25 protein-coding genes and 2 pseudogenes are annotated in these 22,277 nt (G+C 58.7%); 15 read left to right on the top strand and 12 right to left on the bottom strand.

Annotated features, from left to right (window positions below; genetic code table 11):
- The first annotated feature begins 16 nt into the window (after positions 1-16).
- Positions 17-325 carry a type II toxin-antitoxin system RelB/DinJ family antitoxin gene (locus LVY75_33275; protein ID XAZ26358.1) on the top strand — a complete coding sequence of 103 codons (309 nt, stop codon included), beginning with the start codon at positions 17-19 and terminating at the stop codon, positions 323-325.
- A 36-nt stretch (positions 326-361) separates the two neighbouring features.
- Positions 362-610 carry a type II toxin-antitoxin system RelE/ParE family toxin gene (locus LVY75_33270; GenBank protein ID XAZ26357.1) on the top strand — a complete coding sequence of 83 codons (249 nt, stop codon included), beginning with the start codon at positions 362-364 and terminating at the stop codon, positions 608-610.
- A 194-nt stretch (positions 611-804) separates the two neighbouring features.
- Here LVY75_33270 and LVY75_33265 read toward each other — a convergent pair whose 3' ends face one another.
- Positions 805-1,068, bottom strand: coding sequence for a helix-turn-helix domain-containing protein (locus tag LVY75_33265; GenBank protein XAZ26174.1), 264 nt, complete (start codon positions 1,066-1,068; stop codon positions 805-807).
- A gap of 120 nt (positions 1,069-1,188) precedes the next feature.
- On the opposite strand from LVY75_33265, the gene LVY75_33260 reads away from it, so the two are divergent.
- From LVY75_33260 to LVY75_33235, 6 genes are all read left to right on the top strand, one after another.
- Positions 1,189-2,079 carry a LysR family transcriptional regulator gene (locus tag LVY75_33260; GenBank protein ID XAZ26173.1) on the top strand — a complete coding sequence of 297 codons (891 nt, stop codon included), beginning with the start codon at positions 1,189-1,191 and terminating at the stop codon, positions 2,077-2,079.
- A gap of 775 nt (positions 2,080-2,854) precedes the next feature.
- On the top strand, positions 2,855-3,490 hold the full coding sequence (gene paoA / locus LVY75_33255) for an aldehyde dehydrogenase iron-sulfur subunit (protein ID XAZ26172.1): 636 nt from the start codon (positions 2,855-2,857) through the stop codon (positions 3,488-3,490).
- Positions 3,487-4,437, top strand: a complete 951-nt coding sequence (locus LVY75_33250; GenBank protein XAZ26171.1) for a xanthine dehydrogenase family protein subunit M — start codon at positions 3,487-3,489, stop codon at positions 4,435-4,437. Before paoA ends, LVY75_33250 begins: the two co-directional genes overlap by 4 nt.
- A gap of 4 nt (positions 4,438-4,441) precedes the next feature.
- Positions 4,442-6,640 carry a xanthine dehydrogenase family protein molybdopterin-binding subunit gene (locus tag LVY75_33245; GenBank protein ID XAZ26170.1) on the top strand — a complete coding sequence of 733 codons (2,199 nt, stop codon included), beginning with the start codon at positions 4,442-4,444 and terminating at the stop codon, positions 6,638-6,640.
- Positions 6,641-6,692: 52 nt separating this feature from the next.
- Positions 6,693-7,613 carry an XdhC family protein gene (locus LVY75_33240; protein XAZ26169.1) on the top strand — a complete coding sequence of 307 codons (921 nt, stop codon included), beginning with the start codon at positions 6,693-6,695 and terminating at the stop codon, positions 7,611-7,613.
- Entirely contained in the window at positions 7,610-8,257 is a 648-nt protein-coding gene (locus LVY75_33235; protein ID XAZ26168.1) for a nucleotidyltransferase family protein, read from the top strand. Before LVY75_33240 ends, LVY75_33235 begins: the two co-directional genes overlap by 4 nt.
- A gap of 626 nt (positions 8,258-8,883) precedes the next feature.
- Here LVY75_33235 and LVY75_33230 read toward each other — a convergent pair.
- Positions 8,884-9,321 carry a CHAD domain-containing protein gene (locus LVY75_33230; GenBank protein XAZ26167.1) on the bottom strand — a complete coding sequence of 146 codons (438 nt, stop codon included), beginning with the start codon at positions 9,319-9,321 and terminating at the stop codon, positions 8,884-8,886.
- Between the two features lie 698 nt (positions 9,322-10,019).
- Between LVY75_33230 and LVY75_33225 the strand changes: the two genes are divergently transcribed.
- The 3 genes from LVY75_33225 (at position 10,020) to LVY75_33215 (ending at position 11,153) form a co-directional block, all read left to right on the top strand.
- Complete coding sequence (locus LVY75_33225; GenBank protein ID XAZ26166.1) at positions 10,020-10,496, top strand: Hsp20 family protein; 477 nt, start codon at positions 10,020-10,022, stop codon at positions 10,494-10,496.
- 71 nt (positions 10,497-10,567) lie between these two features.
- The gene (locus LVY75_33220; protein ID XAZ26165.1) at positions 10,568-10,867 is read left to right on the top strand and encodes a DUF982 domain-containing protein; all 300 of its coding nucleotides are present in this window, start codon (positions 10,568-10,570) and stop codon (positions 10,865-10,867) included.
- Positions 10,842-11,153, top strand: coding sequence for a hypothetical protein (locus LVY75_33215; GenBank protein XAZ26164.1), 312 nt, complete (start codon positions 10,842-10,844; stop codon positions 11,151-11,153). The genes LVY75_33220 and LVY75_33215 overlap by 26 nt, the downstream gene beginning before the upstream one ends.
- Before the next feature lie 27 nt (positions 11,154-11,180).
- On the opposite strand, the gene LVY75_33210 is transcribed toward LVY75_33215, so the two are convergent.
- The 4 genes from LVY75_33210 to LVY75_33195 form a co-directional block, all read right to left on the bottom strand.
- A complete protein-coding gene (locus LVY75_33210; protein ID XAZ26356.1) occupies positions 11,181-11,597 on the bottom strand; it encodes a DUF4112 domain-containing protein in 417 nt (138 codons plus the stop codon).
- A 763-nt stretch (positions 11,598-12,360) separates the two neighbouring features.
- Complete coding sequence (locus LVY75_33205; GenBank protein ID XAZ26163.1) at positions 12,361-12,720, bottom strand: DUF982 domain-containing protein; 360 nt, start codon at positions 12,718-12,720, stop codon at positions 12,361-12,363.
- Between the two features lie 11 nt (positions 12,721-12,731).
- Entirely contained in the window at positions 12,732-13,550 is an 819-nt protein-coding gene (locus LVY75_33200; protein XAZ26162.1) for a Ku protein, read from the bottom strand.
- An 11-nt stretch (positions 13,551-13,561) separates the two neighbouring features.
- Positions 13,562-14,266 (bottom strand): Ku protein, encoded by a 705-nt coding sequence (locus LVY75_33195; protein ID XAZ26161.1) that lies wholly within the window; start codon positions 14,264-14,266, stop codon positions 13,562-13,564.
- 911 nt (positions 14,267-15,177) lie between these two features.
- Here LVY75_33195 and LVY75_33190 point away from each other — a divergent pair.
- Positions 15,178-15,567 (top strand): hypothetical protein, encoded by a 390-nt coding sequence (locus tag LVY75_33190; protein ID XAZ26160.1) that lies wholly within the window; start codon positions 15,178-15,180, stop codon positions 15,565-15,567.
- Positions 15,568-16,169: 602 nt separating this feature from the next.
- On the opposite strand, the gene LVY75_33185 is transcribed toward LVY75_33190, so the two are convergent.
- Positions 16,170-16,766, bottom strand: a complete 597-nt coding sequence (locus LVY75_33185; GenBank protein ID XAZ26159.1) for a hypothetical protein — start codon at positions 16,764-16,766, stop codon at positions 16,170-16,172.
- Between the two features lie 464 nt (positions 16,767-17,230).
- Between LVY75_33185 and LVY75_33180 the strand changes: the two genes are divergently transcribed.
- The 3 genes from LVY75_33180 to LVY75_33170 are packed head-to-tail and all read left to right on the top strand — an operon-like array spanning position 17,231 to position 18,202.
- Complete coding sequence (locus LVY75_33180) at positions 17,231-17,446, top strand: ribbon-helix-helix domain-containing protein (protein XAZ26158.1); 216 nt, start codon at positions 17,231-17,233, stop codon at positions 17,444-17,446.
- The gene (locus LVY75_33175; protein XAZ26157.1) at positions 17,440-17,805 is read left to right on the top strand and encodes a type II toxin-antitoxin system VapC family toxin; all 366 of its coding nucleotides are present in this window, start codon (positions 17,440-17,442) and stop codon (positions 17,803-17,805) included. The genes LVY75_33180 and LVY75_33175 overlap by 7 nt, the downstream gene beginning before the upstream one ends.
- A 28-nt stretch (positions 17,806-17,833) precedes the next feature.
- Entirely contained in the window at positions 17,834-18,202 is a 369-nt protein-coding gene (locus LVY75_33170) for a DeoR family transcriptional regulator (GenBank protein ID XAZ26156.1), read from the top strand.
- Here the strand turns inward: LVY75_33170 and LVY75_33165 are convergent.
- The 5 genes and pseudogenes from LVY75_33165 to LVY75_33145 all read right to left on the bottom strand — a co-directional run bounded on the left by LVY75_33165 (position 18,150) and on the right by LVY75_33145 (position 22,271).
- A pseudogene (locus LVY75_33165) lies at positions 18,150-18,671 on the bottom strand (thiamine pyrophosphate-dependent enzyme). The gene LVY75_33170 and the pseudogene LVY75_33165 sit on opposite strands and share 53 nt — an antisense overlap.
- Positions 18,672-18,753: 82 nt before the next feature.
- A complete protein-coding gene (locus LVY75_33160; GenBank protein XAZ26155.1) occupies positions 18,754-19,371 on the bottom strand; it encodes a TetR/AcrR family transcriptional regulator in 618 nt (205 codons plus the stop codon).
- Positions 19,372-19,421: 50 nt separating this feature from the next.
- Positions 19,422-19,784: a nuclear transport factor 2 family protein gene (locus tag LVY75_33155; protein XAZ26355.1), complete on the bottom strand. Its 363-nt coding sequence runs from the start codon at positions 19,782-19,784 to the stop codon at positions 19,422-19,424.
- A gap of 103 nt (positions 19,785-19,887) precedes the next feature.
- Positions 19,888-20,847 (bottom strand): aldo/keto reductase, encoded by a 960-nt coding sequence (locus tag LVY75_33150; protein ID XAZ26154.1) that lies wholly within the window; start codon positions 20,845-20,847, stop codon positions 19,888-19,890.
- Positions 20,848-21,077: 230 nt separating this feature from the next.
- Positions 21,078-22,271 (bottom strand): annotated as a pseudogene (locus LVY75_33145) (adenylate/guanylate cyclase domain-containing protein).
- Positions 22,272-22,277: the final 6 nt, after the last annotated feature.

Raw genomic sequence — 22,277 nt, 5'->3', positions numbered from 1 at the left:
GAAGATGGAGATAGCTATAGCTGCGAACGCACTCGTCCAAACCCGCATCGATGCCGAAGTCCGGGATCGCGCCTCTGCCGTGCTTGAAAACATGGGCCTCACGGTATCGGATGCCGTTCGTATCTTGCTCACCCGGACGGCCAACGAGGGTGCGCTGCCACTCGAACTCCTTTCAGGCAACGAGACTCATGACGCTTGGTTTCGGACCAAGGTACTTGAAGCCTTGAACGATACTCGACCGGACGTCTCGGATGACGAAGTCGAGGCCTATTTTGCGAAACGTCGAGCGGCAGCCCGCCTAAAATCGGATGCACGCAGATCGTGAAGCTTACCTGCGTTCGCGTTATCGGATCGCGACGCCATTTTCACATATATCGAGGCAGATAATCCTTCAGCCGCCGTCCTCGTCGACGAACGGATCGTTGCTGCCGTTCGTCGTCTGATTGATTTTCCCGCGAGCGGTCGCATTGGCAGAATTACTGGCACGCGCGAGCTGGTAATCATTGGCACGCCGTATGTCGCGGCGTACGCGGTAGCGGAGTCATCTGTTCGGGTTCTTCGCGTCCTCCATGGGGCGCAGGAATGGCCCGACGCGTTGCCAACTGGCTAGACTACGAGCCTCAAGAACCTGGCTGCCACGATGTTTCTTCCCAACAGAAGAAAAAAGAGGTGAAGTCGCGTTCACAACCGGTCATCCGCCGGCCAATTCGATGGGGGCTGCGGAAACCCTTATTGCCCTGGCACAAATAACAAGTCGCTGGTTCTAATCCCATCAAGGCGACCACCAGCTAAGAGCTTCATCCTTCAATTCTGTTTGGGCTTTCGTCCCGCCCTCATCGGCTTCGGTTTCACCTCTGTCTCTGGCTCGGAAAAGAAAACCGAGATGTCTGCAGATAACGCGATGGCGAGCCGATCCAGCAGATCAACTGAAGCGTTATGCTTGCCTCTCTCCAAGTCGCTAATAACGGTCCTGTCCACTTGAGCGTCAACGGCAAGATTCTCCTGCGTAATTTTTCGCAGTGAGCGGAGATTTCTCAAATTCCAGGCTATGCGCGCTCGAGTGTCCATGACGCATGGCCACCATCTTGCATTGCATTAATCCATGGGATATAACCGACATATTATCACATCGTCGGCGTCGTCGCGCCGTTATGAACACGATCTGCTTTGGCAGGGTAGGTGACTTCTATGGAACTACGCCAGCTATCCTACTTCGTTGCGGTGGCCGAGGAGCTGCATTTCGGTCGTGCGGCGGCCAAGGTGAACATTACCCAGTCAGGCCTGTCGGATGCGATCCTGGCGCTCGAGAAGGAGCTCGGCGTGCAGCTGTTGCTGCGAACGACTAGGCGGGTCGAGCTGACGCGGGCAGGGGCCTCCTTCTACGAGCGCTCGGTCAGGATGATCAGCGAGTTGGAACTGTCGAAAGAGATCGTCCGCTCTATCGCCGGCAAGACAACACGGAAGATTGCGATCGGCACGGTCTATCCTGCCACGGTCGGCGTGCTGCCGTCCTTCCTGGCGCGCATCGGCAGGAAGTATCCCGATATCCGCATGCATATCGAAAGCGGCACCACCGATGACATCATCCGCCATATCGAGGCGGGCCGCATCAATCTCGGCTTCATCCGACCGGTGGAGAATATCGGCTCTCTTCGCTTCTTCTCGATTGCCTATGAGCGCTATCTGCTCGCAGTGGCCAAGGAGAGCCCGCTGTCGTTGAAGAGCGAGATCGATCTTGAGGACCTTCGCTCCGAGAAGATCATCTCGTTTTCCCGCCATAACCGGTCCTACAGCGAGCGATATTTTGCCGACGTCTTCGAGGAACACGATCTGACCGACAATGTCACTTATACATGCGACGACACCTTCTCGCTGGTGTCGCTGGTCTCAGCCGGCCTCGGCATCGGCTTCGTGCCGGAATGGACGCAGGATCTGCCGAACCGCGGCTTTGAGTTGAAGAAGGTGAGGGGTGTCGATTTCAAGATCGGGCTCGGTGTCGCCTGGAACAGGGAAGATCCGACCGCCGCGCGTGACGACATCATCGATATCGCCCGGTCGCTGGCGCGGCCGGGGCGATGAACTCGAAACCAGCCATCATCGACGGTTCGAGGGAGGCGTTCTGATCAAAGCGGGAACGAATCATCGACGAACGGGCGACGTCGGCGTATTCTGGTTTCGTTCACCGCAACCCATTGTGTTTTAAGGGGTTTTTAACCATAAGCTGGAAGGCGAGAGCATCGAGCCCTTCGCCTTCCAGCTAGGGACGCTAGAAAATCCACCCGGTTCCCTGACTCATCGATATCGCAAGTGATCGGCGGGAGGGCAGGTGAGGGCCCGCTGAAAGAGGGATGACGATCGCGAGGCGCGGGCATGAACAGCGATCTGACGAAGTGTTTGACACGCACGCGCCCGGTCGAGGTCCCCACGTGAACCTCAGCAAAATGCGCAATCCAGCTGAGGGCCATGGTAAATGCGGAGTTCAACAGGATCCATTCCCACTGCTTCCGCGAGCTGATCAATCGCGCATTCGGTGGCGTAGCTAGAGGGATGCTCATGCGGCGAGCTGATGGCCGGGGGGGTGGGTATCAACCGGGGCGATATGGTCACTGCGCCAGGCACCATATCCGTACATCCGTAGCGCGATCCGCTTGATGATGACCAGCATAATCCGAACCGTGAGAAGGCCGGACAAAATACTTGGTCTGAACCGACCGGAAATGGACACGGATCCTGTGCCGATCAATCGACCGTGAACATTCAGGCTGAACAAAGAGGGCGCACTCTTCGTTCTTCTCCCGGCTTCGCGCGCCAACCAGGCGCCTGCCTCCGTCCCCCGATACTAACGGAGCTTTACATGCAGAACCCGGTGCATTTGGAACTTTCGCGACGAGACCTGCTTATTTCCTCTGCCGCAACGATTGCGGTGACCGGGACCGCCGTTCGGGCGGCGGCGCAATCATCGGGGAAAGCAATGGATGTAAAATCTAAGGTCTCGCTGGCCGTCAACGGAGAAAAACACGATCTCGATGTTGACAATAGGACGACGCTGCTCGATGCGCTTCGCGAGCATCTGCACCTCACCGGGACGAAGAAGGGCTGCGATCACGGGCAGTGCGGTGCCTGCACCGTCTTGGTCGACGGGCGTCGCATCAACGCCTGCCTGACGCTTGCCGTCATGCACGAGGGCGACGAGATCACGACGATCGAAGGTCTTGGCCGACCCGGCGAGCTTCATCCGATGCAGGCTGCCTTCGTCAAGCACGACGGTTTCCAGTGCGGCTATTGCACGCCCGGGCAGATCTGTTCGTCCGTCGCGGTTCTCGAAGAACTGAAGGCCAATATCCCGAGCCATGTCACGGGCGATCTCGTCGGACCTGTGCAGTTTACAAGCGCTGAGCTTCGAGAGCGCATGAGCGGCAATATCTGTCGGTGCGGTGCCTATTCCAACATCGTCGAAGCGATTTCAGAGGTCGGGGGGATCAAGGCATGAAGGCCTTCACGTTCGAACGGGCCACCTCGGTGGACTCCGCCGCTCAGGCTGCAGGCGAAAATCCCCGGGCCAGATTTATCGCCGGCGGCACGAACCTGCTCGATCTGATGAAGCTCGAGATCGAAACACCCACCCATCTCATCGATGTCAACGGGCTTGGCCTCGACCGGATCGAAAGAACGCCGGACGGGGGCCTGCGCATCGGCGCGCTCGTGCGCAACACCGACCTTGCCGCCGACCAGACCGTCAGGCGCGATTATGCCCTGCTCTCACGGGCCTTGCTTGCCGGCGCATCGGGCCAGCTTCGCAACAAGGCGACCATCGCCGGGAATCTGTTGCAGCGGACGCGCTGTCCCTATTTCTACGACCCCAATCAACCGTGCAACAAGCGGCAACCGGGCAGTGGCTGTTCCGCGATCGGCGGCTTCAGCCGCCAGCACGCAGTCGTCGGAACGAGCAAGAGCTGTATCGCGACCCATCCGAGCGATATGGCGATCGCGCTGCGGGCGCTCGATGCCGTGGTCGAGACGGTGAAGGCCGACGGCAGTCAGCGCTCGATTGCAATTGCCGACTTCCATCGTTTGCCAGGCGATACGCCCGAGATCGAAACGGTTCTCGAACGCGGCGAATTCATCACCTCGGTCGTGCTGCCGCCACCGATCGGGGGCGTTCAGATCTATCGCAAGGTGCGCGACCGCGCCTCCTATGCCTTTGCGCTCGTCTCGGTCGGGGCCGTCATCCAGCCCGACGGCACGGGACGTATCGCGGTGGGCGGCGTTGCCCACAAGCCGTGGCGCGTCGAGGCTGCCGAAGCGGGCTTGCCGAAGGGCTCCCGCGAGACCGCCTCGGGCATCCTCGCCGACGCACATCCCACGCAACAGAACCGGTTCAAGGTCGATCTCGTCGAACGCACGCTTGCCGCCATCCTCGCTGAAGCAAGGAGCTAAACCCATGAAGTTCGACAGGCCAGCAACAACGAATGCGATCGACCAGCTGAAAGTCGTCGGAAAGCCGGTCCACCGGATCGACGGGGAACTTAAGACGACAGGGCGGGCGGTCTATGCCTATGAGTGGCACGATCCGGACATGGGCTATGCCTACGGGTATCCCGTCGCGTCGGCGATTGCCAAGGGTCGCATCAAATCGATCGACGCGTCAGACGCAAGATCGGCGCCCGGTGTCCTCGGCGTCGTGACCACCCTCGATGTCGGCAAGCGCAAGAAAGGGAAATACAATACCGCGCCCCTCTTCGGTGGCGACAGGATCCAGCACTATCATCAAGCCATCGCAGTTGTTGTGGCCGAGACTTTCGAACAGGCGCGCGCCGCCGCCGCCCTGGTGAAGGTCGATTATCAAGAGGCGGGGGGCAACTTCGATCTCGAGAAAGCGCGCGGTTCGGCCAGGAAGCCGGACGACAGCGTCAAGCCCGATACTGCAACCGGAGACTTCGAGGCAGCCTTTCGTGCTGCTGCCGTCACCCTTGACGAGACCTACAGGACGCCGGATCAGTCGCACGCCATGATGGAACCGCATGCCTCGATCGCGGCATGGAACGGCGGCGATGTCACCGTCTGGACCTCCAGCCAGATGATCGACTGGTGGCGCTCGGATCTTGCAAGAATGCTTGCCGTCAAGAAGGACAGGATCCATCTGATGTCGCCCTTTATCGGCGGCGGGTTCGGCGGCAAGCTCTTCCTGCGCGCGGATGCCGTTCTTGCCGCCTTCGCGGCCAAGGCAGTCGAGCGACCCGTCAAGGTCGCGCTTCCGCGACCCCTGGTGATGAACAATACCACCCATCGCCCGGCGACCATCCAGCGCATTCGGATCGGGGCCGGAAAAGATGGAAGGATCAGCGCGATCGCGCATGAAAGCTGGTCCGGAGATCAGAAGGGAGGCCAGCCCGAAACCGCAGTGAACCAGACGCGTCTGCTTTATGCCGGCGCCAACCGCATGACGGCAATGCGCCTAGCAACGCTTGATCTGCCGGAAGGCAATGCCATGCGTGCGCCAGGCGAAGCGCCCGGCCTCATGGCGCTCGAGATTGCGATCGACGAGATGGCCGAAAAACTCGGGATGGATCCGGTCGAATTCAGGATCGTCAACGACACCCAGGTGGATCCCGAAAACCCCAAGCGCCCCTTTTCCCATCGCGACCTAATCGGCTGCCTGAAGCTTGGTGCAGACCGGTTCGGCTGGAAAGAGCGCCCTCGCGTCGGTGAGCGTCGCGACGGAAATGTTATGGTTGGTATCGGCGTTGCGGCAGCGTTCCGGGACAATCTCGTCTTTCCTTCGGGCGCGCGCGTCAAACTCGACGACACGGGTCTCGTGACGGTCGAGACCGACATGACCGACATCGGCACCGGCTCATACACGATCATTGCCCAGACTGCCGCCGAAATGATGGGGGTCGGTACGGACAAGGTCGCGGTGCAGCTTGGAGATTCAAGATTTCCGATCTCTGCGGGGTCGGGCGGACAGTTCGGCGCCAATTCCTCGACATCAGGGGTCTACGCCGCCTGCGTTAAGCTGCGGGCCGCCGTCGCAAAGAAACTCGGCTTCAATTCTGCCGACGCCGTCTTCGAAAACGGCGAGGTTCGTTCCGGCAACCGATCGGTCCCTCTCGCGCAGGCGGCCGGCCCGAAGGGCCTGGTTTGCGAGGACAGGATGGAGTGGGGCGACCTTGCCAAGACCCATCAACAATCGACCTTTGGTGCGCATTTCGTGGAGGTGGGCGTCGATGTCGCCACCGGCGAGACACGAATCCGCCGGATGCTGGCGGTCTGCGCCGCCGGGCGGATCCTCAACCCGATCACGGCGCGCAGCCAGGTGATCGGTGCGATGACGATGGGTGCCGGCGCAGTCCTTTCGGAGGAACTGGTCGTTGACGCCCGCCGCGGCTTCTTCGTCAATCATGACCTCGCCGGTTACGAGGTTCCGGTCCATGCCGACATTCCGCATCAGGAGGTCATCTTCATGGACGAGACCGATCCCATGTCCTCGCCGATGAAGGCAAAAGGGGTGGGCGAACTCGGGCTTTGCGGGGTAGCGGCGGCCATCGCAAACGCCATCTACAATGCGACCGGCGTGCGGGTGCGCCACTATCCGATCACTTTGGACAAGCTGATCGCAGGTCTGCCGGACGTTGCGTGACCGCGCTGATTGAAACGCTGTCAGGTATCGGAAGAAGACAAAGAGACATGTAATGAACGAGATGCTCACGACGATCCCGACGCCGACCCCGAGGCGCGCAATCCTGTCCGACAATCCGGTCGACATCCTGAATTTCGCATTGGAAGCCTATCGTCACGGACCCGTGGCGCTGGCAACGCTCGTCGATATCCGCGGAGGCGCTGCCCGTGCGCTCGGATCACATGTCGTGATCGCGGGCGATGGCCGCTTTTGCGGCTACGTCTCGGGGGGATGCGTCGAAGCGGCCGTAGCATCGGAAGCGCTGCGCGCCATGGCCACGGGCAGGGACCGAGTTATTCTCTTCGGGCAGGGCTCACCCTTCTATGACATTGTCCTGCCCTGCGGCGGAGGCATCACCATCGCCGTCCACGTGCTGAGAGATGACGCTGCACTCAGGCATGTGATCGAGAACCTTGCGCGTCGTCGTTCGGCAGCACTGCGATACGATCCCGACCGGCAAATCCTCGCGTTTGCGGACGCGTCGTCGAAGCCAGGATGGGGTGGCGAAGGGTTCGTCAGTCTTTATCGGCCGGTGACGCGTGTTGTCATTTCCGGCCAAAATATTGAGGAGATAAGGCTCAAGGATCTCGCCAAAGCGTCAGGCTACGAGGTCGTGGACGCTGATCAGGTGGAATGCGGCGAGGTTGTCGTCGATGCGTTTACTGCCGTTGTCTTGCTTCATCACGATCTCGATGACGAGCGCGCGATCGTTGATGCTTCACTGCAGTCCGCGGCCTTTTACATCGGCGCCCTCGGAAGCGCCCGGACGCACCGGCGGCGGGTGGCAGGCCTGCGCGAACGGGGATGGGACAATGCTGATACCGATAGGATCAAGGCGCCGATCGGCTGTTTCGGTCCGACTCGCGACGCGACATCGCTCGCATTGTCGATCCTGGCCGATATCGCTGCCCGCCGGCTGGCTGCATACCGATGAATACGCGCTCGGAAATCCACGCACCGGCGGTGTCGGTGACCATCGTTCTTCTGGCCGCCGGCCAATCGAGCCGCATGGGCGGTAGGCACAAGCTGCTGGCGACATTCGCGGGCGTGCCCCTCGTGCGACGCTCCGCGCTCGCCGCACTGGGGTGCTTGGCTCGGTCCGTGGTCGTGGTGAGCGGCCATCGCCGCATCGAGATCGAAAATGCGGTAGCCGATCTCGATCTTCGGATCGTTCACAACGAGAACCACCTGTCAGGAATGGCAAGTTCGATCGCCTGCGGCGTGACAGTCGCCGAAGGTGACGGATCCGATGGTGTCATGGTCATGCTGGCCGACATGCCCGGCATAAAGCAAGAGGATCTCGACAAGCTTCTCCTGACATTCGGGGCCCGTCGCGCGTCCTGTATCGTGCGGGCGGTCGGGCAAGGAAAACCCGGCAATCCTGTGATCTTTCCGCGCCAGCTTTATGGTCAGCTCAAAGGTTTTACCGGCGACAACGGCGCGCGGCGCTTGATTGAAACCAGCGGCATTGGACTTGTTGACGTCGAGATCGGCGAGGCGGCGCGTATCGATGTCGACACGCCCGAGCAAATGAGACGGGCAGGTGGGACCTTCGAGATCGGCACGGATTTCCGATAGGGAATTCCAGATCCATTCGCCCTCTACGGTCCTGCAGGCCGCCCCTCAGGCTTCGGTTTCATGGCCGCTGGTTTTTGAAAGGTCGATCGCGACCGACGAGATGCCGCAGCCTCGCTCAGGGCAGGCCGATGGCGTCGGGATCGGCGATTTGGTCACGACAAGGTCCCTCGGAACGAGTTCGGGATTGCCGGTTAGAAACACGACGAGCCAGAAAAGGTTTCGCTCAATTCGCTGTGGAGCGAGCGTTTTGTCAGCGATTCAGTTAATGGGGACGGTGGCAAGCAGCCTGCCGGTACCGTCCATAATCTCGAAGGTCTTCCGACCAGACCCGCCGTCTTGCGGACCTCGACCCACCTGCACGCAGGCGAGCGCCTCGGCGATGGCATCGCCGACGTCGGGCAGAAGGATGCCTTCTCGATCGATCAGGAGTTCCTGGCCTTTGCGGCCAATGACTGCCGGAGAAAAAGGTTCCGGTATCGAGCGACGCTGGCCTGCTATACGGGCCGCAAAAGCGGTCGGTATCCTCCGCTTCCGCCATCGCTCGGGTCTTCGCCACCGGCCAAAAGTCCGACAGGATAGGGCGCGGGCCTGACCTCGCCGTGCCGGCCACCCTTGTAACAGGCCAGTCAGCGCCAGGAGCGCTTGGCATCGAGAACATCATCCACTGCGCCCTGGGCTGCTACAATCAGCGCATCCTTGTCGGCATGGGAGATGACAGTGTCGCGCGCAAGTGGTTTTCCAGTCCATGCTCGCTGAGCACATCCGGCCCCCGTGGCGAGGTCGTTGAGATCGCCGAGGCAATCCTGCATCGTGCTCATCGCCGCAAGGAATTTCCTATGCCGCCGCGTTTCGTTGTTGGCGTCGCACAGCGAGCCGAAAAACTCTGCGCCATATCGCAGCTTTTTTGCGTCCTTGCGCACCTGATGGCGATGTTCGTCGTCGACCTTGGCAAGTGCGCGGCCATGCTTCTTCAGCTTCTTGCGCATTTTTTCCAAACGCTTGCTGCAAATGTCCTCGCGTCGCGATCGACGCCTTGATCCTTGTGTGTCAGGTACGGACCGCAATGCAGCAAGTGCGTCAAGTCCAGCATGAGCGCTCGTGCGCGCGACGAATCCAAAGCGGCGATCGCCTCCTCATAGGTTTGCCCGCGTATTTGCTTCAGCCTGTCTTTGAGGTCGCCATCCCCTGCTTGGCGAGAAGGACAGCAACGTTTCGCGCCTCACCGTAGAGACCTGCGAATGATATGTTAACGGATCTTATTTTTGAAAATGATCCCTATTGATATCTTTAATTTGACCGGCAGGGAAGATTTTGGCAGGTGCCCCAGGACCTTTCATGGCACAGCGACGACATCCTGATCGACGCCGCGCGGTTAATACGCCGGTATCACGATGCGACGGAGGGGCTTCTGGCATCACCAGCTGCGCGAGGCGCTGGCGTTGAAGTCGTGTGTCACAACGACCTTTCTCCTTGCAAGTTCGTGTTTCAAGGAGGACGACTGGCGGCAATCACAGTCATTTTTAGAAGTTGCCACGTAAACAGCGGAACAAAAAATCATCGGATAAAGCAATCTCGTGTCCTTGCGCCTAGCTGAAGTTGGCGGCCGTTGTTCACTTTCAGTTTTTTTCTGCTGACGCTCTTGAAACCGAAATTCCCAAAAACCAAATCGATTGCCGCCAGCTGCTGAAGACAGAGCTGGCCTTGCTGGGAGCGCTGCCTTTCGGCGCTTCCGTACCCATGTTGCTTCAAGGAGGATATGGCTATGGCAACATCTTATGACTATGCACCCTTGTTCCGTTCGACTGTCGGCTTCGATCGGGTCTTCAATCTTCTCGAAAACGCCCAGCGCGCCCGTTCGATCAGCGACTGGCCGCCCTATGACATCGTCAAGACCGGCGATGACAGCTACCGGATCTCGATTGCGGTGGCCGGCTTTGCCGAGGGCGAGCTCGACATCACTTTCCAGTCCAACCTTCTGACCGTCACCGGCAAGAAGCAGGAGACCGCCAATGACGACTACCTGCATCGCGGCATTGTCGGCCGGCCTTTCGAGCACCGCTTCGAGCTTGCCGACCATGTTCGGGTCAACAGCGCCGATCTGCAGAATGGTCTCCTGTCGATCGATCTCGTTCGGGAGATCCCGGAGGCTTTGAAGCCGCGGAGGATCGATATCCAGACCAACCCGGCTCTTACACAAAAGGTCCCTCCGGCGCAGATCGAAGCGCAGAAGGCAGCGTAAACCGTATTGTCAGCAAGGTAAGGGCGCCGTAGCTACGGCGCCCAACTGTCCGGGTTGGGAAGGAGAAAGCGATGAAACCCGATATGTTCAGACAACCTGTTACCATCCTCGTCGGCCTTGGCTTTCCGGCTGAGGTCCACACCGTCATGGACGCCTACCGGCATCTGGCCGAATGGCCAGCATCGTTGCGCGATACGGCGCATTCAGTGGCGCTCAAGGCATGCAGTGCCGCGCTGCGCGGCGATATCGAAGCGGAGACCGCGCGTGGCCTGTTCGCTGCCTTTGCAGAAAAACATGATCTGTTGGCGCCGGAAACCGATGTGATCGCCGCCTCCCGCCGCAGGCATGACAAAGATCCGCATGTTCGCTAAGGAGGCCGGTATGCACGAGATGTTGCGGCAGGCCGCAAGCAGCGCCGCTGCGATGGGTCCGAAGATTCTTCTTCAGGGCATAGAGATTGAGCGGCCGCTCGAGGTGGTAAAAGCGCCTGCACTTTCCGCAGACGACAAACGAACGATCCTGGCGTCTTGGGCCTCGGACTTCTACGCGGTCGACTCGAAGCCGGCGTTCCGCCATATGCCAGGGACACCGGAGCCGGTTTCCATCGATGAGGTTCAGGCTGCCCTCAATGAACTTGATCGGCGCTACGGATATTGAGTGAGCGTACCGGCCGAACAGGCCGGTTCACTCACCTGTCGGGCGTTTGCGATCGAGATCGGAATGGTCAAGACCGAAGTGATCCAGAACGAGGTCGAGGTTACGGCGGTTGGATTTGAAGTAGACGTCAAACAGGTCCCCGACCAACGGAACGCTCCCCGCCGCCGCATCGAAACCGATATTGACCAGCATCCTAAAAAGCTTGTCATTCGGCACGCCAAGCCTCCGGGCCTCATTGACGATGTAGAGACTGATCGCAGCCCCGGCGAAGTCACCAATACCAGGGACCAGCCCGATCATCGAATCTGCTCCAAGCGAAAAGCGTGTTCCGGGAACGCGCAGCGCGGTGTCCATGAGCCGCGCCAACCCACGCATGCGGCGAAGGCGGGCCAGACGGTCGATGCTGCGGAAATTGTATTGGCTATGCGCTCGGTCGTCTGTCATGCCGCCGTTTTCATCACCTTGCTCAGACGCCTGATCGCCTACCACCTTTGCCCGCCGCGGTACTCTGCGATGAGAAACCGAAAACTCATCGCCTTCGTCATCCCCGTCACGTCAGGCGACACAGCACGCGACCTCAACAAGCACAAAGCAACAGATTGTCGTTTTGTTCCATAGGCTGACCAGGAGTGCCATCGACCCGGAATACGCAACCTGCCCTATCGAATCGGGATACGCCCTCAGCATGGCTTCGCTGCAGCAAAGTCTGTTCAATGGGCGGGCACAACCCGTGTCCGATCACAATTCCGACCATTCCTGCTGACCAACTTCCGCCTCAACACGCCTGTTGACGTTTGAATTTGTCAGGCGGGTCTCAAAGCATCATCGCGCAAGCTTGATCCCGCAATACGTGCTGCCATACTAGGACGCTGTCACGTTCAAATCCTGCACCAGTCCCGCCGCGGCCTTAGAGGTTCCATCAACGAGATGCATGCGGCGTTAAGGGAACTTGATCGCCAATGACGGTTGTTGGCGCGTGCTGCAATTCGATATCGCCTATTGATGGTGAGCAGTTGCTTCGCCTTGCTTGCGAGCACGGGCTCGAAGGGAATGGCCTGCGTGCAGCGCAACTAGGACTGCTTCGGGGCGATCACCGCCCCTGCCTAACCGTGTGCATGATTATGTCGGCTGATTACGAAGCGCCGTACAGGTCCAAATCGTAACATTTGGGTGAGGGCAGTATCGCTTCAGGGACGCGCTCGCTCGGTCAGCGACGGTGTCTTTCGGGGTTTGCATGCGGCTGTCGCCACTGCACCGTCGGCCGGTTTGCTGACGACCTCGCTCGCATCCTTGGCTTCTGTTCGTCGTCTGGGAGAACCTTCAACCCCGCATCCCTTGCGGCGGCGACGAAGGCTTTTCTGGCCTTCGTGGTATCTGTCTCAAGCTGCATAGCTCTGACGCAGGTGGCAAGAGCATTCTGCCATACCGTGTCATTTGCCCGCTTGGGCCAGCGCTTAGACATGAGTATCCCCATCATGTCCGAGACAGTCGTGGCGGTGCTGAAACGATCTGAATCGGGAAGACCGACTGCGACCTCCCTGATCGTTGCGAACGCAACGTCATTCATCGAATAACTCCTTATCCGGCCTTCCGCGAGTTCAGGTCCTTCTCAACGGACTTGCGAAGAGCGTCCATGATGTTGACGACATTGGAGGCCGGAGCGTTTTCAGGTTTTTTGCCTTTGCCTTTGGTGGTCTTCCTTGGCTTCAGCGCTTTCTTCTTCTCCTCGATGAGAGCCAGCAATGCTTCCTGTACGGGATCGGTTACCATGGCGGGTGACCAATGTTTCGTTCGCTGTTTGATCAGCTTCTCCACCAAGGGAAGCGCATCTTTCTCGGAGTCGCTGTCGATCCCCTCGAAGTAGGATTCCTCGGGTCGGACCTCGTCGCCGAAGCGAAGGGTCCAAAGCACGATGCCTTCATCGCGCGGTTCGAGGATCACCGCGCGTTCCCTACGACCGATGACCAGCTTGGAGACCCCCACGACCTTCGATGCTTTCATGGCGTCGCGGATGACCGAGAACGCCTCGTGGCCGACTGGATCGTCCGGTGCCAGGTAGTGGGCCTTTTCCAGATAAGTCCAGCCAATGGAGGCGGCGGGCACGAACCTCTCGATGTCAATCGTTCGGACGGTGTCGAGCGCCACCGAGTCCAGGTCTTCTTCCGTTAGGATCACGTAGTCGTTCTCACCGCGGGCATAGCCCCTGACATCGTTCCCATCTTTGACCGGCTTACCCGTGACGGAGTCGACGTACTGCGAGACGACGCGATTTCCTGTCGCGCGATTGAGGGTATGGAAGCGAAGTTTCTCGGATTCCGAAGTCGCCGGCGACATTGTCACGGGGCAGGTGACAAGAGATAGCTTGAGGTAGCCTTTCCAATAGTGGCGGGGCGCCATCGTTCGTTGTCCTATCCAGCCTTACGTCGCGGGGCGGCTGGTGCGGCGGATTTGGCCGCCCCGCGCGTGGCGCGCTGCCGCTGAATGCCCCTATTGGCATTGGCGGCCGTGCGTTTGGGTTGCTCGCTAGATTTGCCGGCGAGGCCTGCGCTCTCGCGAAGTATGGCTTCAAAAGCCGTCTTCGACGAACGAACCTCGTAATCGAACTGTAGGGTCGTAGCGATCATCCCGTTGCCGTGGGGACGAATGAGTACCGTGCGCATTCGCCGGAACAAGACGGTTTTAGCGATGGCGGCGACTTCCGCTTTCTTCATTCCGTCCCGAAGGAGTGTGAACGCGTCTGAGCCGGCGCGGTCGCTCGGGGTCAGGTAGTAGGGCTTATCGAAATAGACGTCGTCTACCTCAGAGCAGGGGACGAACGCTTCAACCTCGAGCGTCTTGCTGCTTTGGGGAATTGCAGCGGCGATCTCTTCCGGATCGATCATGATGTATCGGCCGTCGTCGATCTCGAAACCTTTGGTCTGTTCCTCTTTCGGAACGGGGTCATCGGTTTCGCTATCTACGAAAATACGGTTCACCCGGTTGCCTGTCGCTTTGTTGACGGTGTTGAAGGTAATGCGATCAGCGGTAGAGGCGGCCGTGTAGAGGGCCACCCCACAGGCGACTTCCCCAACCTTCAGAAAGCCCTTCCACTGGGCACGGTGTCCTGACGGCATAACGCGACACTCCGAATCAATGCTGCTCGACTCAAAGACGTGCGAAGGTGATTCGTTCCGACTCGAAACGAATCATTTTTCAATGGCTTACGACCTTATGTTGAGGAATTGATTCCGACACGTAGGGCTGGCTGATGTTCGGCGGAGATGACCCGATCAATAGTGTTCGGCGATTGCGACGGCGGGGGTTCGGCCCCAGAAGCCATGATCGGAATCTTTAGCGCCATGGAGGCTTCTTCCGACAGCGGACACATCCACGAGAGTATGCCAAATGGCCATCGTCAGGCTGATGGTGTGCGGCCGTTTGCTAGGTAATCAGGCATTCTTGCCCCGTTGAGATTGTATCGAAGGTGGTTGTCGGGGCAGGGATTCGAACCCCGCGTCACAGCTCGAAAGCTGGAAGCAACCTCGGAGACCAAGGGACGGGAGAGCACCACGCTCCATTACGCCTACGCCCGACTGATAAATAAACTTCTAGGCACGGCGATTGTTCCCAATGGGGTATACTGCTGAGAAGACGATTGGTGGTTCATGCCCATATCGCCCCGTTGTGACGGCAGCCCAGTTTCCCAGTGTTTCGGTCGTTGATGTTTTCACGTGGCCTAGTATGGAAACGGCGCTGCGCTCGAAAAGGCCATCAACTGCGGCCTGTCCGCCGTGGCTCTGATTTTTTGAACGAGGTGCTGAAGTTCACGTTCCCGTAGAGAGGAAGTTGTCGTGGAAAGCTTCTGCGTGACGTCCAATACCCGGTTGTCAAAAGTAGGGCCTCGTTTTGACGGCACTTCTCTCGCAAGATCCTTCACAAAATGAGAAATAACGGTCATTGAAACAGTGCCGGTGCAACCATGCCAATTCCACACACCTACATGCTTTGTACCGAGACATCGCCAACGAATGGCGCGGCCGAATATGTGCGCGAATACAAGCGCGACGAATTGGCCGAGATATTTACTCCCGATGAGCTGCTTCGGATGTCAGAGGGCAAGGTGATCGAACGAAACGGCCGATATGGTAAATGCACTTTTGTCGACATGGTGGTGGTATCGCGTCGCATGCGATCCGCCAATGAGCCCCAGCAGTTTGATACCCCGCGTCTTGCCTTCGATCCCAAGTCCCGCAAGGACGTTATCGTGATGGCCGCAAGGCTGACGGCGCGGGGCGATGCTCAATATTTGGTTGATGATGGATCGGGCCTGCTTGCTGCCCGCTGGCGTGATTGCGGCGAGATCGAATTCTACAAGACCGAGGCAAGAATGCGGCAATCCCGGCACGCGCGGAATTTCACCAAGTCTCAAGGATGACGCCATGATGAGGAAGGTCAACAAGGCCGTCGCGGAATTTCAACCCAAGGGCAATCCAAAAGGGCCACAATCGAAAAAACCGTCGCGCGGACCCTTTAGCCTGCGCTTGAAGAATTGAGGCCAGAATGAATGCTGAGGATTTCCTTTACTGGCTCGAGGCCATGCGGTCGGCCAAAGGCTTGAATAAAAGCCAATGCGGGGCTCTCTTAGGCCGCAGCCCGCAATCGATCAGCCGTTTTCTGAATCAGGGCGCGGATCGAACTGTAGCACTTGCATGCGCTGCGCTGCTGGCTGGCCTCCAGCCTTATAAGGGCAAACGATGAGGAATTGATTGTGGAGGCGCCTTCGTCGGTGGAATCATGCCACGCCGTCAACTCGGCGATATCATAGACGTCCGCCGACGTTACCTTCGTCCAGAAGCCTTCCGTATGTCGGCGCTGCGGTTCGCGAGTCTGACGGTGTCGTGGCTAGGGGCCTTGACTATGCGAACATCTTCCTGAGGAATGCGAAGGCGCAGCGTCGAACGGTTCGCGACGCGGACCGTATACTGCCTTGCGAAAACCGCAGCAGTGTCGGTACCGTCTTCTCCGTGATCTAAGAAGCTATGCTTGAGCGGCATTCATCTCGCGAAGTTGGGTGATGAATTGCTGTGGTCTAAGCCAGATGCCTGGTACCTTATACCCCATATGGCGGGCGATTTCCCCGGTCCAGGCGTTGCAGTTATTGACTGTCGCTTCCCAGGTTTTGGATACCGCCTGTTGCTTTCGGATAAAGGCCACGACATCATTGTACTCGTCCCGAGATAAGAGCACGCGCCAGCTTGCGGAGCGATATTGTTCTTCAAGGTCGCCGTCCGTCCATCCGGTCGTGGCTGGTACCGGCACGAAATGGCCGAGCACGTAGTCGCTTGGATCATGAGAGGCGGGCGCAAGGCCTGCGACCTCCGGATTGATCGGGTTTCCGCCCTTGTCCAGTTTGCCGAAGACCACATAGGTATGGCCGTAGCTCAAGGCATAGCGCGATCGAAACTCGATGAAGTACCGATTGGCCGTGACCGTGTTCGCTGCCGTGGTTGTGGCCGGTGAACTTTTGCTGATTGATGTAAAACGCGGTTGAGGTGGCTTGTCTGCCGTTTGGCAGGACGCCATCGCGCAGGCCACCAAAATCACAACGGACAGATGTCCCTTACCAAGGCTCATCGAAGCGCTCCATCTTCCAGCGTCACCCGAATCGTCTCCACCATAGCTTATCGAAAGCAACTGCTGACATCTAGCGCCCAGCTTCTCTGACCTAAAGGATGCCTGCTCATTTTCGTCGTCGTCAAACAAAGACGAGCCATCAACGATGGGTACCCGGGTCTCCGCATGGGCACGAAGATGGAGGGATGGCTATGAACGATAAGGATGCGAGCCTCAGCGTCTATGCGGTCGCTAATCAACCTACCACTTCAGCAGTGGCGTGTCGGATGTCCATGTCAAATTCGAGGTCGTGCATTTCGTTCAACCTGTCGTAATCCTCTTCGATTTCCGCGATGCGTCTCGCGCCGTCGGCTCCCACACCTCCCCGCTCGTGCGGCGTCGCGATGTTCTAACGCCGAGGGCGCCATTGAAAAAACGATCAGCGATGATATATATTGCCGATATCATATATCGGAGCCTATCTCATGAGAACGTTGGTAGATATCGGCGACCCAGAAGTCAGAGCGCTGGACCGGATGGCACAGCGGGAAAAAATGTCGAGAGCAGCGCTGATCCGAAAAGCGATCAATGACTTTCTGGTTAGGAACAACGCCGATATCGAAGCAGAAGCGTTCGGCCTTTGGGGCGATCGAAAGATCGATGGTTTGACCTATCAGGAAAACATACGCAGCGAATGGTAAAGTCTCTTTTCGACACAAATGTCTTGATCGATTATCTCAACGCAGTTCCACCAGCGCGAGACGAACTGGCAAGATATCGCGAAAAGGCGATCAGCATTATCACCTGGATGGAGGTTCTCGTCGGTGCCAAGCCTGAGGTGGCAAACGGAACGCGCGCTTTCCTGGCCGGCTTTGCGGTCATCGCTGTCGATAACGCCATAGCCGAACGAGCAGTATCTCTGCGACAACTTCATCGTATCAAGCTTCCCGATGCCATTATCTGGGCAACCGCCAATGTTCACTCGATGTTACTGATCACCCGAAACACGAAGGATTTCCCTCGCGAAATGCCGGACATACGGGTACCATACGAAATCTGACCGCAATGTCTGGGCTGTTGCCAGCGCGTTGGTTGGCAAGCCCCGTCTTGTTCGTCGTCTCGATGTCTCCACCGAAACCATCCGTCGCGATCTTGAGGAGCTGACCGAGCAAGGAGTGCTCAACCGGACCTACTGCGGCGCCGTCCGTTCGTTAAGAACCGAACCGTCGATTACCGAACGTCATACATTGTTCGTCGCCAAGCGCGAACGCATCGCTAAGGCTGCCGTGCCTTTGCTTAAGGACGCACGCGTATTGATGATCGGTTCCGGTTCTACGATCGTGCACGTCGCTCGGCGGATCGCAGTCGACATGAAGAACATCACCCTCATCATGCCTGAACCAACAGCAGTTCCTGCCACTGCCCGACCATACCCATATACTCGTTGTTCAGGATGAAGATCTTGACCGGAAGCCTGTATTGGATCGCCGTGGACATTTCCTGCATGATCATCAGGATCGAGGCTTCGCCGGCAATGTCGATGACGAGGCTCTTCGGGTGGGGGAGCTGGACCCCGATCGCTGCCGGCAGACCATAGCCCATCGTTCCGAGGCCCCCGGAGGTCATCCAGCGGTTCGGCTCATAGAGATGGAAGAACTGGGCGGCCCACATCTGATGCTGCCCGATCTCCGTCGTGACGTAGACATCCCGGTGCAGCGTCAGCGCGCGCAGGCGTTCGATGGCATATTGTGTTTTGTTGACCTCGGACGAATTGCGATAGCTGAAGGCCTTGCGTGCCCGCCAGGCGTCGATCTGCGACCACCACGGCTTGAGCCGCTGTTTCCGATTTTCCTGATCTTCGCATGGCCAGGCGGCGATTAGATCTTCCAGTACGGAGAGTGCATCGCCGATGAGGCCGACGTCAATCATGGAGGCAAAAACGGACATTCTGCGGTCCGCTACGGCCAGCACGGGCACCTGCTTCCATCTCCTCGCGAACAGGCTGCTGCTATTGTGGGGCCGCAATGCGTGGAATATCTGCGATATGCATCATCGCCGGACGAATTGCGTTTTCCTCGTTGAGTTCGGCCACCAGGAGCTTGAACCAGCTGAAGCCAACCCAGAGGGAGACTTTGTCAGCTACCTCTTCCGCGCGCAGTTCACCGCGTCCGGCGGCATCCGTCATGATCTTCCTCACATCCGCGGTTCGGTCTGGAAGAAATCTGTCGCGCAGCGCGCTCAAGGCCTCCGGTGTGCCCTGGGCTTCGGCGATCAGCCCTCGAAGCGCCGCGCCTGCCGGATGCGAAGCCCAGAACCTCCAGAGGCTGGTCGTATATTCTACGAGGTCCTCGATCAGGTTTCCGGTATCGGGGACCAGCACGGAAGCCGAACGTTCGCTCGTGTAGATCGCGATGAAAAGATCTGCCTTGGTCGGATACCAGCGATAGATGGTCGTCTTGCCGGCGCCGGCCCGGCGTGCCACTTCATCGACGGAAAAGCCCGAGTAGCCCTTTTCCCAAATCAATTCCCTCGCAGCGGTAAGAACGGCGGCCTCCGCCTCGGGATTGCGACGCGAACCGACGGAGGTCCGTTTTCTGGGAGAGGCGGTGTTTGATGTTGAGCTCATGATCAACGCGTATCCCAATTGCGCGCGCCCAATCAACAAGGATCGCGGCATCATCGCTCAACCAGATGCGCGCGAGACGGCGCAGGCTCGAACCGATCGGCAAAATATTGTGTTTCGTGCGCAACCAGCCCATCACGAAATTCCATGATACTGACGGCATAGGTGGGCTTGCCATCATAGGTCAGCACGAATTCGGTGACCCAGAGATTGCCGCCCCCGACGATCCGCCTAACATCAAATCGCTTGTGGTGGGGCTGAACGACCCGGCTTTCCCTAATATTTCGACGACCGCTGAGGCGCTCGACGGACTGCGGATAGTCGAGCAAACCATCCACATGGTAGATTTCGTGCTGGCGCTCGAAAATTCGAGCGCCACTCTGACATTCTGATTCTCCATCCGGGCCTCCAGACATTTCAATCGCGCCGCCCGGCTCTTGCAAGCTGCTGCGTCTTCTCAGGTCGTGTGCGAGGCAGCTGACGTTGCGCCCCACACGCTCAATGGCGAAACGATCAGACCTATTTTGCCGCCTGCTCCGCTTTGACGCGGGGAATGAAGCCAGGCACGCCGGTATCCACCACCCCATTGAAGCGAACGTTCGTCGATATGTCGAAACGGATCTTCTCCATATCCTTTTCCGAAAGGCTCGAAATCGCGAAGTTTTCCTCGATGCGCAGCGGCTTGACCGAGGTCGTTAGGAACGCCGTGCCCCGCTGCGCTGCCCAGGCAAGCGCCACCTGGGCCGGCGTCTTGTTGACACGTTTGGCGACCCCGGTGATGACCGGGTCTTCAAGCAGATTTGGTTCCATCGCGTGGCCGAGAGCTGCAAATGCCAGCAAGACGATCCCATTCGCCCGGCAATATTCGAGCAGTTCCCATTCGGGCAGATAAGGATGTGCCTCGACCTGGATCGCCGCAGGCTTGATGCGTGCATGGGCGACGATTTCCTTAAGCTTCTCCAATGAGATGTCGGACAGACCGATCGAGCGACAGTGGCCGCTGTCGACAAGGTCTTCCAAGGCGCGCCAGGTCTCGATCAAGGTGACCTCCGAATCGTAGAGAACATGGCCATTCTCGTCCCTTGGATCCATCTCCTCGCCCGGGCGAAAAGCGTAGGGAGTATGGATGATGTAGCAGTCGACGTAGTCGACTTGGAGACGGCGACAGCTTGCCTCGAACGCCGCTTTTACCCGTTCGGGGCGATGGTTGGTGTTCCAGAGCTTCGTGGTGATGAACAACTCCTCGCGGCGAATCGTACCTTCGGCGATCGCCTCGGCGATTGCGTCCCCGATCGCTTCTTCGTTGCGATACCGCTCGGCGCAGTCGAAATGACGAAAGCCGACAGAGAGCGCTTTTGCGACCGCATGCCTTGTCACGACCGGGTCGGCAATGAGCGTGCCGAAGCCAACTGCAGGCATCTCGCCAACGCCGCCCGCCAGGGGAATCTTCTTGTAGCGAAGCATGTATGAGGCTTCCATGCGAACTGCTCCTACAGCTTGAATGCCGGATAAGACGGCTTGACGGGCTTTTCGCCCGCCATGAACGACTGAGATTTCAAGGGCATTTCTCTTTCCTTCGTTTTTACACTAGTGACGCTGTCACGACCAATCGTACTTTGGTGTCGATGGGCTCCCGCACGAGGCGGGGAGCCTTCAAGAGGGTCGGTTTGAAGCGACATGCGATTGCCCGCCGGCCGCTTTTCGGATGCGATGGTGAACAGTTCCTGGAGTCGTCTGACACCCTTCAGGACATGCCGGCCGATCGAGTGCAGACCATCAATTTCAGAGGCAGACACGCAGGCTGCGAAGCGGGCCGACATCAGTAATCTCTGGTGCAGCGACCGACACAGCGAGGTGATGCGGCTGACCTCGTTGACTGCCGGGCCGATCACCGTGAAGTCGAGGCGATCCTGACTGCCGATATTGCCGTAAAAGACATCGCCGACATGCAATCCGAGATAGAGATCGGTAACCGGTCCGCCTACTCCCCGTCGTCTCGCGTTAAGATCGATGAGACGCGCGTCGAGCAGTCGTCGTGCCTCCAGAGCGCGAGCGCAGATCTGGCTCGATGTTCCGCCGCGGAAGATTGCAAGTGTTCCGTCGCCCATCAGTTTCAGGACTTCACCGCCGGCCTGTCGAACGGACGTGATAACGGCCTCGGCGTAGTCGTTCAGCATGGGAATGATTTCTTCCGGGTCGACCGTATCGGAGATCCGGGTGAAATTGGCGAGATCCGAGAACCACAGCGCTGCGGAAATGCGTTCGCTACGTCCGCGGGTGATCCGGCCATGCAGCACCTGATCGGCGGCATCGTCACCGAGGTGGACCTTGGCGATGGTGCTGGCCACACCGCTGACGACGACGCATTTGACGGCGAGCGCTAGGCAGGGCAGCAGTTCACGCAGTGCAAGCTCGTCCGCCTTTGTGAAGCCAGCCGGCGCCCTGGTCCCGAAATGGAGAAAAAAGCAGTCGATTTCGCCGATCGTGTTCTGGTTGGCGAACCGGTGCGCCATGGCGATGAAATCGGTAAACCCATCCTCCTTCATCGCGTCGAGCAGATAGAAATCGGCCGGATCCCCAAGTTTTATGCGCCGCCTGAGTTCATTCCCGCCGGTCGCCTTCAGGTAATGGAAGGCCGTGCGGCGCCAGTTGTCGGGCACAGTGACAGGCGCGACAATGCCCAACTCTACGACACGCTGCACCGGCTGAGTGCGATCCCAACGAAAGGCTCGGCGCTCGTAGAGCGGATGGAGAGTATCCATTACCGCGCTTGCACGTTCGACAGGAAGGCCGCTTGCGGCGCAGCGCTCGCAGAAGCCTGCCAAGAGGTCGGCTTCGGAAAGGCCTGTCAGCCCTCCTTGTGTCAACCAGATGGTGATATCCTTGATCTGCTGATCGTCCATGACATC

It is taken from the genome of Sinorhizobium sp. B11 (assembly GCA_039725955.1).
Lineage (GTDB): Bacteria > Pseudomonadota > Alphaproteobacteria > Rhizobiales > Rhizobiaceae > Rhizobium.
The sequence above is the reverse complement of the archived record's forward strand: the minus strand, read 5'-3'. Positions and strand labels throughout refer to the sequence as shown.

Coding starts and splice junctions, on each gene's coding strand:
- LVY75_33265 (XAZ26174.1), bottom strand. CDS start 1,068: ATGGACACTCGAGCGCGCATAGCCTGGAATTTGAGAAATCTCCGCTCA.
- LVY75_33260 (XAZ26173.1), top strand. CDS start 1,189: ATGGAACTACGCCAGCTATCCTACTTCGTTGCGGTGGCCGAGGAGCTG.
- paoA (XAZ26172.1), top strand. CDS start 2,855: ATGCAGAACCCGGTGCATTTGGAACTTTCGCGACGAGACCTGCTTATT.
- LVY75_33250 (XAZ26171.1), top strand. CDS start 3,487: ATGAAGGCCTTCACGTTCGAACGGGCCACCTCGGTGGACTCCGCCGCT.
- LVY75_33245 (XAZ26170.1), top strand. CDS start 4,442: ATGAAGTTCGACAGGCCAGCAACAACGAATGCGATCGACCAGCTGAAA.
- LVY75_33240 (XAZ26169.1), top strand. CDS start 6,693: ATGAACGAGATGCTCACGACGATCCCGACGCCGACCCCGAGGCGCGCA.
- LVY75_33235 (XAZ26168.1), top strand. CDS start 7,610: ATGAATACGCGCTCGGAAATCCACGCACCGGCGGTGTCGGTGACCATC.
- LVY75_33225 (XAZ26166.1), top strand. CDS start 10,020: ATGGCAACATCTTATGACTATGCACCCTTGTTCCGTTCGACTGTCGGC.
- LVY75_33220 (XAZ26165.1), top strand. CDS start 10,568: ATGAAACCCGATATGTTCAGACAACCTGTTACCATCCTCGTCGGCCTT.
- LVY75_33215 (XAZ26164.1), top strand. CDS start 10,842: ATGACAAAGATCCGCATGTTCGCTAAGGAGGCCGGTATGCACGAGATG.
- LVY75_33210 (XAZ26356.1), bottom strand. CDS start 11,597: ATGACAGACGACCGAGCGCATAGCCAATACAATTTCCGCAGCATCGAC.
- LVY75_33205 (XAZ26163.1), bottom strand. CDS start 12,720: ATGAATGACGTTGCGTTCGCAACGATCAGGGAGGTCGCAGTCGGTCTT.
- LVY75_33200 (XAZ26162.1), bottom strand. CDS start 13,550: ATGGCGCCCCGCCACTATTGGAAAGGCTACCTCAAGCTATCTCTTGTC.
- LVY75_33195 (XAZ26161.1), bottom strand. CDS start 14,266: ATGCCGTCAGGACACCGTGCCCAGTGGAAGGGCTTTCTGAAGGTTGGG.
- LVY75_33185 (XAZ26159.1), bottom strand. CDS start 16,766: ATGAGCCTTGGTAAGGGACATCTGTCCGTTGTGATTTTGGTGGCCTGC.
- LVY75_33180 (XAZ26158.1), top strand. CDS start 17,231: ATGAGAACGTTGGTAGATATCGGCGACCCAGAAGTCAGAGCGCTGGAC.
- LVY75_33175 (XAZ26157.1), top strand. CDS start 17,440: ATGGTAAAGTCTCTTTTCGACACAAATGTCTTGATCGATTATCTCAAC.
- LVY75_33160 (XAZ26155.1), bottom strand. CDS start 19,371: ATGAGCTCAACATCAAACACCGCCTCTCCCAGAAAACGGACCTCCGTC.
- LVY75_33155 (XAZ26355.1), bottom strand. CDS start 19,784: ATGTCTGGAGGCCCGGATGGAGAATCAGAATGTCAGAGTGGCGCTCGA.
- LVY75_33150 (XAZ26154.1), bottom strand. CDS start 20,847: ATGGAAGCCTCATACATGCTTCGCTACAAGAAGATTCCCCTGGCGGGC.